Origin of the sequence: Clostridium sp. DL-VIII, from assembly GCF_000230835.1 — a bacterium.
In the GTDB taxonomy this organism is placed as follows: Bacteria; Bacillota; Clostridia; order Clostridiales; family Clostridiaceae; genus Clostridium.
In genome coordinates, this window is record NZ_CM001240.1 from 6358779 (window position 1) to 6371278 (window position 12500).

Sequence of the window (12500 nt, forward strand, 5' to 3'; positions counted from 1 at the left end):
GACCATCCTATTTCCATCACCCAGCATGTTAGGAATTATATTCATACCAAAGTCATTTTTTGAAGTTTTATCTGCCTCATCTTCCCTTAAATACTTTTTTAGAGTTTTCCAATTAAAAATATATATCCCCATAGATGCTAAATTATTTTTAGGATTTTTAGGTTTTTCTTCGAATTCATATATTGATAAGTCTTCTCTAGTGTTCATTATTCCAAACCGAGATGCTTCGCTTATGCTAACTTCAATTACAGCTATAGTAGCTTCAGCTTTCTTTTCCTTATGAAAATCCAGCATTTTTGTATAATCCATCTTGTAAATATGGTCTCCAGATAAAATCAAAATGTATTCTGGATCATATCTATCAACAAATTCTATATTTTGATAGATAGCATTTGCAGTACCCTTATACCATTCTCCGCCTTTTTCCTCTTGATATGGTGGCAATATACTTACACCTCCATGAGTTCTATCCAAATCCCATGCTTCTCCTATACCTATATGTGCATTAAGCTCCAACGGTTTATATTGGGTTAATACTCCTACTGTGTATATTCCTGAATTTGAACAATTACTTAATGGAAAATCTATAATTCTATACTTTCCCCCAAATGGTACTGCCGGTTTTGCTAATTTCTTTGTTAAAACCCCTAACCTCGATCCTTGTCCACCGGCAAGTATCATTGCTACAATTTCCCTTTTACCCATAATATTATCTCCTCTCATATGTTCCTATACCCATTTAATAAACTGATACTCTTTAGCGCTTGCAATATATGCTGATAATATATTTACTACGTACTATTTAATTCAGTAGTAATCTATAAAATTATTGATTTACATAATTGCTTTTAGAGATTCATACAATATATTATAAAATTATTTGTAAGATTTTACCATATACTTTGTTGTAAAAGCCTTCGTCAACTTTCTATAATTTAGTCAAATATACTTAGTTAAAGCTTGCGTAATATCTTAAAATTTCGTGAAAAAACAGTAATACCACTATTTCTCCCTGTAAACTTATATTTTTCATCAGTATCAAATAAACTCATATACTCCCCATTTAAATTAATACCTTTAAATAATTTTGCTTCATTAGAGATGTTAACCAAGATTATTATTTTTTCATTTTCATAATTTCTTTCAAAGGCTAATACATCAGTTTCTGTATCTAAAATATTTAAATCTCCTTTCTTTAATCCATTTTCATTATTTCTTATGCTTGTTAATTTCTGATAAAATTTAATAAGTTCTTTATTCTCTTCCCCCCAAGGATAACTTTTTCTATTATCAGGCTCTTTTCCACCTTTTAACCCTGCTTCATCACCATAACAAATAAGAGGAACTCCTGGTAATGTGAATTGAATTACTGCAAGTAACCTGAGTAATTCAATATTTTCATCTAAAATAGTTAAGATTCTTTCAGTATCAATGGTACCAGCAATATTAACATTTCCATAAAAACTTTCTCTCGGGTAATTTTCATATAAAGACATTATCTTCTGTTTAAGTTTATCTGATTTTATATAACCCTTAACAAAATTAATTAAACTTTCTCTCAATGGATAATTAGTAGCTGCATGAACTTCTTCACCTTGAAGATATTTTCGCCTTTTAGAATAACTAATTTTGTTAGATGCATCCTCCCAGATGTCACCTATAAGCACAGTGTCTTCGCTAATTCCCTGCATCCTCTTTCTAATTAACTCTATAAACTCATCAGAAAGTTCATCTATTATATTTAATTTCCAGCCACTCGCCCCTAACTTTATCCACTTCTCTATGATTGAGCTGTCATTTTTTATAATATAGTCAGTATACCGTTTTTCAGTTGAATCAATGCTTGGTCTTTCATCTATTCCCCACCAAGATTCATATTGATACGGATATTTGAGAAACCTATACCAATTATAATATTTAGAATTAGGAGAATTATATGCTCCAACTTCACCGTAATTACCCAACTTATTGAAATATTTGCTATCTGAACTGGTATATCCTAATACTATATCAATGATAATTTTAATTCCTTTATTTTGGGCAGTTTCACACAATTCTTTAAATTCATTATTAGTTCCGAACATCTCATCTACTATTTCATAATCAGACGTATCATATTTATGGCAGCTAGGAGATTTAAATATAGGACTTAATTGAATTATATTTACTCCTAAAGATTTAATATAATCTAGCTTCTGTATAATACCTTTTAAATTTCCTCCGTAAAAATCCCATCTCACAATTCTTCCATAGTTATCTTTAATATACATTGGGCTATCATGCCATTTTCCATATATAAAAGAGTTCTCTTTTGGTGAATTTATGATACTATTTTCATTGCCATTATAAAATCTATCTATAAGAATTTGATATATAATTCCCTCTTTATACCAATCAGGTGTATAAGTTCTTTTATATACTGTTATCTGATATGGAATAGGATTATAAGTATATATTTGTCCAATTCCACCTAAATGTTCATAGTTATTTCCATAATATAACCTGTCATACCCGTCTATTATAATAAAATAATATTCTAATATTCCAAGCTCATCAGATGTATCAATTTCTGCTGAATATCTGAACTCGCCATTATTTAAATACTCTTTTTGCATTTCCATACTTAGCTTAGTACCATCAAACTGTATCATTTCTAATACTGCTATTACTTCCTTATCAATATTAATTGATAGTTTAATCTTCTGACCAGCTTCCACAGCTCCAAATGGTTTTCTGAATTCTATACTCTGTGAATCATGTAATACCTGCATAACGTTCATAAAATTACTCCTCTCATAGTTTCTCATAAATTGCTTTTGAATCTTGTATAAATTATTACTCTATAATAAACTCAATTGCTTTATAGATTTTTATAAATTACTTCTGATCCCCAAATTCCTGTTGCATATTCTTCTATTGTTCTGTCAGATGAGAATATCCCTGAGTGAGCAATATTAACGCCACACATTCTCTGCCACTTATCAGTATCTCTATAAATAGTATCAACTTTGTCTTGAGCTTTTAGATATGAATCAAAATCTCTTAGAACAAAAAATTCATCATTATAAGTTATTAAATTTTCATAAATGCTTTTAAATTTATTTCTATCGTTATGATATTTTCCATTTACTAAATCATCAATTACTCTCTTTACTCTTATATCATTGTTATATATATCAATCGATCTATAGCCTCCATTTTGATAATAATTAAAAACTTCATCTGCAGTTAATCCAAAAATTATTATATTTTCATCTGTTACTTCATCTCTTATTTCAATATTGGCTCCATCCAATGTTGCTACTGTAATAGCACCATTCATCATAAACTTCATATTTGATGTCCCTGATGCTTCTTTAGTTGTAGTTGAAATTTGTTCGCTTACATCTGCACCAGGAATTATTCGTTCAGCTAATGAAACTCTATAATTCTGAACAAAAACTACCTTTATCTTCTCATTTACTCTAGGATCATTATTTACCTTTTTAGCAACGCTGTTTATAAGTTCAATAGTATTTTTAGCTAAATAGTATCCCGGAGCAGCTTTTCCTCCAAATATAAAAGTTCTTGGTACAATATCATAGCCTGGATTATCAATTAATTTATTGTATAAATCCATTATTCTTAGACAATTGAGTATCTGCCTCTTATAAGCATGTATCCTTTTTACCTGAACATCAAATATGGAGTCTGGATTTATCTTCACATTGTCATTTTTTAATATTATATCCGCTAACTTTTCTTTATTAAATTTTTTTATTTTTTCCAATTGCTCTAATATAACCCCATCATATAAATGCCTCTCGAAACTTCTTAAATCAAGAGGATGTCTAATAAAACTATCTCCAATTGTATCCTTAATAAGTTTTGTAAGTTCTGGATTACTTTTTAAAAGCCATCTTCTGTGAGTAATTCCATTTGTCTTATTATTAAACTTATTTGGATATAAATAATAAAAATCTTTCATTTCCTTTTTCTTTAATATCTCGGTGTGAAGCTTTGCTACACCATTTACACTATGACTACCCACGATTGCCAAGTGTGCCATTCTTACTTGTCCATCTGATACTATTGCCATCTTAGAAATTTTATCCCACTCACCCGGATACTTTCCCCAAAGGTCTTTACAATATCTTTCATTTATTTCTTCAATTATCATATAAATTCTTGGAAGCAGCTGTTTAAACATGTCTACTGGCCATTTTTCCAGTGCTTCAGATAAGATTGTGTGATTTGTATATGATACTGTATTAGTAGTTATTCTCCATGCTGTATTCCATTCTAAGCCTTCTTCATCAACTAATATTCTCATAAGTTCAGGAATTGCAAGAGTTGGATGAGTATCATTAATGTGGATTGCCACTTTCTCATCTAAAGCTTCAATTTGATGTCCATGTTTTTTATAATGTCTTATGATGCTTTGAACTCCTGCTGAAACAAAAAAATACTGCTGCTTTAATCTAAGCATTTTTCCTTCATAGAATGAATCCTCCGGATATAAGACTTGTGAAATTGCTTCTACCGAATTCTTATATTTAATTGCTTGAAGAAAATCTCCTCTACTAAAAGATGAAAAGTCAAATTCATTTGAAACTGCTTCTGCACTCCACAATCTAAGAGTATTCACAATTTCATTTTCATACCCTACAATTGGTGTATCATAAGGTATTGCTAACACTGGCTCATAATTAACATGAGTAAAACTTAATCGTCCATTTACTTCCTCTGCCTTCACCTCTCCACCGAATTTAACAATTTCAGATTTCTCTGGCTTTCTTTTTTCCCATACATTTCCTTCCTTAAGCCAGCTCTCAGATACTTCAACCTGCTTTCCATCAATTATCTTTTGTTCAAAAAATCCGTATTTATACCTGATGCCACATCCATTTCCGGGAATATTTAAAGAAGCCATTGAATCCAAAAAGCATGCTGCAAGTCTTCCAAGTCCCCCATTTCCAAGTGCTTGATCTTGTTCTAAATTTTCAAGTTCCTCTAAATCTATATTTAAGTCCGCTAACGCGTCCTTACATACATCCCTTATTCCTATATTTAATAATGCATCACCAAGAAGTCTTCCTAATAAGAATTCCATTGAAAAATAATATACTTGTTTCTCACCGGTTTTATTATATTTCTTATTTGTCTTTAACCAATCCCTGGTAACATAGTCCCGTACCAAATACCCCAAAGCATCATATTTTTGCTGATTAGTTCCTTCCTTTAATTCAATACCGTGCATTTCTACAAACCTATTAACAAAAGCTTTTTTAAATGCTTTCTTATCCATTTCGAGCATACCCATCCATATACCTCCGTATCATATTTCGACTTAATCTTGTCCAGTCAATTCCCTATACAAATTTAAATATACCTCCGCTGATTTATTCCAGCTGTTATCAGAATTTATTGCATTTCTGATAAGGTTATTCCATGCTTTTTTATTCTCATATACCCGTAATGAATATTGAATTATATTATATAATTCATCTGAATTATAGTTTTTAAAGCTAAACCCATTGCCCTCACCAGTATATTCATTGTATGCTGCTACCGTATCCTTTAAGCCTCCTGTTTCTCTAACTATAGGAATAGAACCATATCTGAGTGCTATCAATTGTCCGAGTCCACATGGTTCAAAGCGTGACGGCATTAAAAACATATCACTTGAAGCATAAATTCTACTTGCCATAGAATTATCAAATTTAATATTTGCAGATACTTTATTACCATATCTATAATTTAACAACCTAAAATGATCTTCATATTGTTTATCTCCTGTTCCTAAGATAACTAGCTGAACATTTTGCTGCAATACTTTATCTGAAATATTTATTAATAAATCAAGTCCCTTTTGCTGCGTCAACCTTGTTACAAGTCCTATCATAGGTATATTCTCATCAATGGTAAGTCCTAATTCCTTTTGCAGGCTAGTTTTATTTATAACCTTGTCCTGAATAGAATTTACATCATACTGCTTATTCAAAAATCGATCTGTTTTAGGATTATATTCATCATAATCTATACCATTTGTTATCCCTCTCAACGCATAAGCTCTATCTCTTAATACACCATCCAATCTTTCACCATATTCAGGAGTTTTTATTTCACTTGCATAGGTCTCACTGACAGTTGTGATTATGTCAGAATAATATATTCCGCCTTTCATGAAGCTTACACCTTCGTCAAATTTTAAACAGGTATTTTCATATAACTCCATATCAAAACCAAATAACTCCGGAAGTATTTGAGGATCAAAAATCCCCTGAAAAGCTATATTATGAATTGAATATACGCACTTCATCTTCCAATAAAACATATCATTTTTCTTATACTGAAATTTTAAAAGTACAGGAAGCATTCCTGTCTGCCAATCATTGCAGTGAATCAAATCTGGCTGCCAATCTATTTGACGCAACATATCTAATACAGCTCTATCAAAGAATGCGAATCTTTCAGCATCATCATAAAAACCATATATTTCATCTCTTTTATAATATCTTTCATTGTCTAGAACATAATATGTCACTCCGTTATAAAAGTATTCCCATACTCCGCAAAATTGTTCTCTCCAGCCTACATTAACATTGAACCATTTAATAAACCTTAATTTATCTCTTACTTCCCAATTGATTTCTTTATATTTAGGTATAACTACTCTTACATCTACATTTCTCTTAGCAAGTGCCTTAGGCAATGCTCCAGCAACATCTCCAAGTCCTCCAGTTTTTATAAGTGGACTAGCTTCTGATGCTACAAATAAAACTCTCATTCTTTATCCCCCTCAACATAGTGTATAACTTAACAATCTTATTAATTGCTAATCTTAAATAGCAATTAATAAGATTTCCTTAATGCTTTTATTTGAGTTCATCAACTTCTTTAATAGATATTTCGTCAATTAACTTTTTTTCTTGCTCCGAACTAATTTCATTTATCTTTAATATTAAAGCTGCCATTGGTGGTACCTTTATTGTTAATGAGTACGGCTGATTATGGAATGGCATTTTCTCCGCTATTAATATTTCTCCCATAACTTGTCCGGAACCACCGTATTTACTATCATCAGTATTGAATATCTCTTCATAACTTCCTAAAAATGGAACTCCAATTTTATAATCATAATACACTATAGAAGTAAAATTAATTACAAATACTAACGTGTCTTCATCATTTCTGCTTCTTCTCGCAAAAATTAATATGCTTTGCTCATTATTATCTGGTTCTATCCAATTGAATCCTCTATAGTCATGATCTAATTCCCAAAAAGCTCTGTTATTAAGGTATAAATTGTTTATATCTTTAAAGAATAATTGGGTTTTTTTATGAATATCTGATTCCTCTATTATTCCCCATTCAAGCTCTGAATGCTCTCTCCATTCAATTCTTTGCCCAAATTCACACCCCATAAATATCAATTTCTTGCCCGGATGTCCCATCATATAGCCTATAAAAACTCTGAGCCCTGCAAACTTATTCCATTCATCTCCCCACATTTTATCTACTAATGACTTCTTCTCATGAACAACTTCATCATGGGAAAGAGGTAATAAATAATTTTCGGCATAGTTATACATCATTGAGAAAGTTATATTTTTATGATTATACTTTCTATACTTAGTATCAATTTCAACGTATTCTAAGGTATCATTCATCCATCCCATGTTCCATTTAAAATTAAATCCTAGTCCATCATTAGCTGGTGGTTTTGTAACATTAGGCCAAGCTGTAGATTCTTCTGCTATCATAAGAGCTGCTTTATATTCATTAAAAACAGCCTTATTTAATTCCTTCAAAAAATCTATTGCTTCAAGATTACCATTTCCTCCATTTTTATTGGGAATCCACTCGCCTTCTGCCCTGCTGTAATCTAAGTATAAAATGCTAGAAACAGCATCTACTCTTAAACCGTCAATATGAAATTCTCTAAACCAATATAACGCATTTGATATTAAATAACTTTTTACCTCTGGTTTTCCTAAATCAAAGTTGCAGGTTCCCCAGCCTTTATTTTCGGCTCTCCATTCTTCCTGATATTCATATGTTGGTGTTCCATCAAATCTATATAGTCCATGAGCATCCTTGCAAAAATGTCCTGGAACCCAGTCCATTATTACTCCTATATTAGCTTCATGAAGCTTATTAATTAAGCTTTTAAGTCCTTCAATATTTCCATATCTGCTTGTTGGAGAATAATAGCCTGTTCCTTGGTATCCCCATGAAGCATCTAGTGGATGCTCTACAAGAGGCATAATCTCCACATGGGTATATCTCATTTCTTTCATATACCTAGATAACTCTTCTCCTATTTCTTCATAAGTAAAAAACTCACCATTAGCCCTTCTTTTCCATGAACCTAAGTGTACTTCATATATGTTTAATGGTTCTTCTAATGCATTTATCTTACTTCTTTTATTAATCCATGTTTTATCCGTCCACTTAAAATTTTTAGGCTTATATACTATTGAAGCATTATCTGGTCTTAATTCACTTTGTATTGCATAAGGATCTGCTTTATACTCTCCCTTTTCTCCGTTCTGTTCTATTATGCAGTACTTATACTTATCTCCAGTCTTTACTTCTGTAAAAAAGCCTTTCCACAATCCATTTTCAGTTATTTTCTCAAGTTTAAATTCATCTTTTACTTCAAAATCATTAAATGCTCCTACAACATACACCTCTTTTGCATTAGGTGCCCAAGTTGCAAATTGTATACCTATCTTATTTTTTTCTTTTTTTACATGTGCTCCTAAAATGTTATACGCTTCATAATTTTTACCTTGATGAAATAAATATGTGTTAAAACTAGTTAGTTCTGCCTTATCCACCTTAGTTAAAACCTTCTTAACTTCATTTCTTTCCGCTTCTCCATCAGATAATATTTTTTCTTTCTCCAATACAGCCTCTTTATTTTTTATGATGTTTATTCTTTTGGATGATGCTTTCTCATTAGTCTTTTCTTTACTTTTTCTTGTTTTATTACTCTTATTATCTTTATCTATTAAATCGAGCTTTAAATCAGATTCAGTTACTGCTTTTGATTTATCTTCTTTACTTTTCCTTGTAGTAGTTCTTCTTGCACTCCCTTTTGATTTTGCCTTAACCTTAGAGTCTTTTTTCTCATTATTCTCTAGTGAACTTTCATTAACTTCTAATAATAAATTCCCCTTACTTTTCACTGTTCTCTTCCTTTTAACAGCAGTTGAACTTTCTTTTTCAACTAAAGCTTTTTCTTCCTCAATTGACTTACCAATATCATCTTTACTTCTAGCTTCATCGTCTTTAGGATTATCTTGCATCAAATTATACCCCCATCCATATTTCTTATTCCTCTTACATCATTAAGCTTATATATTTATATTTCATAGCCAATTATTGTATAAATATATATTACCAAATATTGTAATTTTTTTCACTCTTTTTCTATAATCTTTCATAGATTTTATTAATTAATTTTTTAACTTTCGTGCTAATAATGCATGTTTATTTACTGATAATGCATTTCTATACTTTTTAAACATCTATAAGAACTTAATTGTCTCATAAAGCTTCAATAAGTGCTTAATTGTTTACATGTATAAAAAAGCAAGAGGCACCATACCTCTTGCTTTTTATAATTATTAAAATATATTTTGATAAAAATTTTTCAAATAAATTAGTTATAAATTTAATTTACTTATGATTAGAAGTCAGCTCTACCACTCATTAGCAGGTGGCTTTCTAAAAATTAAAGAAAATAAAAAAGATAGCCATATCAGCTATCTTTTATCTTACCTCGCAACGTCCTACTCTGCCACACAGTCTCCCATGCAGTACCATCGGCGCTATAGACCTTAACTTTCCTGTTCGGAATGGGAAGGAGTGTTACCTCTATGCCATCATCACGAGATGCATGTTTTTCCCAAATCTTCGATTTGGTTGAAAAACAGCACACCAACGAACGTATGTGAGTTAGTGTTTCCTTAGAAAAATAACCCTTGTTCATCGCTTATACTATTTTTTCAGTAATTATCCTAAATAACTACTACTTAAAAGAACCTTGTTCTTTCAAAATTGCACACAGTTCTTAATGTATTTACAACTTGATTTATATTGGTCAAGCCCTCGACCTATTAGTATCAGTCAGCTAAATATGTTACCATACTTACACCTCTGACCTATCAACCTTGTAGTCTTCAAGGGGTCTTACTAGCTTATGCTATGGGAAATCTCATCTTGAGGTGGGCTTCACACTTAGATGCTTTCAGCGTTTATCCCTTCCCGACTTAGCTACCCAGCTATGCTTCTGGCGAAACAACTGGTACACCATAGGTCAGTCCATCCCGGTCCTCTCGTACTAAGGACAGCTCCTCTCAAATTTCCTACGCCCGCGACGGATAGGGACCGAACTGTCTCACGACGTTCTGAACCCAGCTCGCGTGCCGCTTTAATGGGCGAACAGCCCAACCCTTGGGACCTACTTCAGCCCCAGGATGCGACGAGCCGACATCGAGGTGCCAAACCTCCCCGTCGATGTGAACTCTTGGGGGAGATCAGCCTGTTATCCCCGAGGTAGCTTTTATCCGTTGAGCGATGGCCCTCCCACGAGGTACCACCGGATCACTAAGCCCGACTTTCGTCCCTGCTCCACTTGTAAGTGTCGCAGTCAGGCTCCCTTCTGCCTTTGCACTCTTCGAACGATTTCCGACCGTTCTGAGGGAACCTTTGGGCGCCTCCGTTACATTTTAGGAGGCGACCGCCCCAGTCAAACTGCCCACCTAACAATGTCCTGTCACCAGTTTCATGGCATCCAGTTAGAACTTCAATACTATCAGGGTGGTATCCCAACAACGACTCCTCCAAAGCTGACGCCCTGGTATCCCAGTCTCCCACCTATCCTGTACAGACAATACCGAAATTCAATGCTAAGCTACAGTAAAGCTCTACGGGGTCTTTCCGTCCAATCGCGGGTAGCGAGCATCTTCACTCGCACTACAACTTCGCCGGATTTGCAGTTGAGACAGTGCACAAGTCATTACGCCATTCGTGCGGGTCAGAACTTACCTGACAAGGAATTTCGCTACCTTAGGACCGTTATAGTTACGGCCGCCGTTTACTGGGGCTTAAGTTCATACCTTCGCTTGCGCTAAGTATTCCCCTTAACCTTCCAGCACCGGGCAGGCGTCAGCCCCTATACATCAGCTTTCGCTTTAGCAGAGACCTGTGTTTTTGTTAAACAGTTGCTTGTGCCTATTCTCTGCGACCTGCATTTCTGCAGGCACCCCTTATTCCGAAGTTACGGGGTCAATTTGCCTAGTTCCTTAACTGCAATTCTTCCGTCGGCCTTAGGATTCTCTCCTCATCTACCTGTGTCGGTTTGCGGTACGGGCACTACTTCTCTCTCTAGATGCTTTTCTTGGAAGCATGGAATCAGATACTTCGGTTCCGTGGAACCTTCCCCATCACGCCTCAGAATTGTTGGAACGGATTTGCCAATCCCAACTCCCTAAACGCTTAGACTAGCATCCAATAGCTAGCACATCCTATCCTTCTCCGTCACACCCTCGATATTAACGATGATAGTGGTATTGGAATATCAACCAATTGTCCATCGGCTACGCCTCTCGGCCTCGCCTTAGGTCCCGACTAACCCTGAGAAGACAAACTTTACTCAGGAAACCTTAGATATTCGGCCTGTAAGATTCTCACTTACATCTCGCTACTAATGCCAACATTCTCACTCGTAATCAGTCCACCGCTCCTTTCGGTACGACTTCAGCCCGATTACGACGCTCCTCTACCGCTCACGCAAATGCGTGAACCCGTAGCTTCGGTGGTAAGTTTGAGCCCCGGACATTTTCGGCGCAGGATCTCTTGACTAGTGAGCTATTACGCACTCTTTTAATGAGTGGCTGCTTCTAAGCCAACATCCTAGTTGTCTTAGAAATCCCACATCCTTTTCCACTTAACTTACACTTTGGGACCTTAGCTGACGATCTGGGCTGTTTCCCTTTTGACCATGGAACTTATCTTTCACAGTCTGACTGCCGGACTGATAGTATATGGCATTCGGAGTTTGATAAGGTTCGGTAAGCGCTATGCCCCCTAGCCTATTCAGTGCTCTACCTCCACTACTCACATTTTCCGACGCTAGCCCTAAAGCTATTTCGAGGAGAACCAGCTATATCCGAGTTCGATTGGAATTTCTCCGCTATCCACAGCTCATCCCATGCTTTTTCAACAGCAACGTGGTTCGGTCCTCCACGAGGTTTTACCCTCGCTTCAACCTGGCCATGGATAGGTCACCCGGTTTCGGGTCTACAGCATGCAACTAGTCGCCCTATTAAGACTCGGTTTCCCTTCGGCTCCGTACCTTAAGTACTTAACCTCGCTACATACCGTAACTCGTTGGCTCGTTCTACAAAAAGCACATCATCACACACATAAGGTGCTTTGATCGGTTGTAGGCACATGGTTTCAGGTTCTATTTCACTCCCCTCCCGGGGTTCTTTTCACCTTTCCCT

At 34.6% G+C, this 12500-nt stretch carries 5 protein-coding genes and 2 rRNA genes (2 of these 7 cut by a window edge); all 7 read right to left on the reverse strand.

Annotation, left to right across the window (positions count from 1 at the left end):
- Window positions 1-705, reverse strand: partial view of a glucose-1-phosphate adenylyltransferase gene (locus CDLVIII_RS28665; protein ID WP_009172975.1) — the 5' portion only. It extends 456 nt beyond the left edge of the window; 705 of the gene's 1161 nt are visible here — the first part of the coding sequence; its start codon is at window positions 703-705; its stop codon lies off the left edge, out of view.
- A 248-nt stretch (window positions 706-953) separates the two neighbouring features.
- Window positions 954-2780 carry a glycoside hydrolase family 13 protein gene (locus CDLVIII_RS28670; RefSeq protein ID WP_009172976.1) on the reverse strand — a complete coding sequence of 609 codons (1827 nt, stop codon included), beginning with the start codon at window positions 2778-2780 and terminating at the stop codon, window positions 954-956.
- Window positions 2781-2860: 80 nt separating this feature from the next.
- Entirely contained in the window at window positions 2861-5296 is a 2436-nt protein-coding gene (locus CDLVIII_RS28675; protein ID WP_035302653.1) for a glycogen/starch/alpha-glucan phosphorylase, read from the reverse strand.
- A gap of 33 nt (window positions 5297-5329) precedes the next feature.
- The gene (gene glgA / locus CDLVIII_RS28680) at window positions 5330-6769 is read right to left on the reverse strand and encodes a glycogen synthase GlgA (RefSeq protein WP_009172978.1); all 1440 of its coding nucleotides are present in this window, start codon (window positions 6767-6769) and stop codon (window positions 5330-5332) included.
- A gap of 88 nt (window positions 6770-6857) precedes the next feature.
- Window positions 6858-9296, reverse strand: coding sequence for a 1,4-alpha-glucan branching protein GlgB (gene glgB, locus CDLVIII_RS28685; protein WP_009172979.1), 2439 nt, complete (start codon window positions 9294-9296; stop codon window positions 6858-6860).
- 473 nt (window positions 9297-9769) lie between these two features.
- Window positions 9770-9886 (reverse strand): 5S ribosomal RNA (gene rrf / locus CDLVIII_RS28690).
- Between the two features lie 203 nt (window positions 9887-10089).
- Window positions 10090-12500 (reverse strand): 23S ribosomal RNA (locus CDLVIII_RS28695) (it continues 499 nt past the right edge of the window).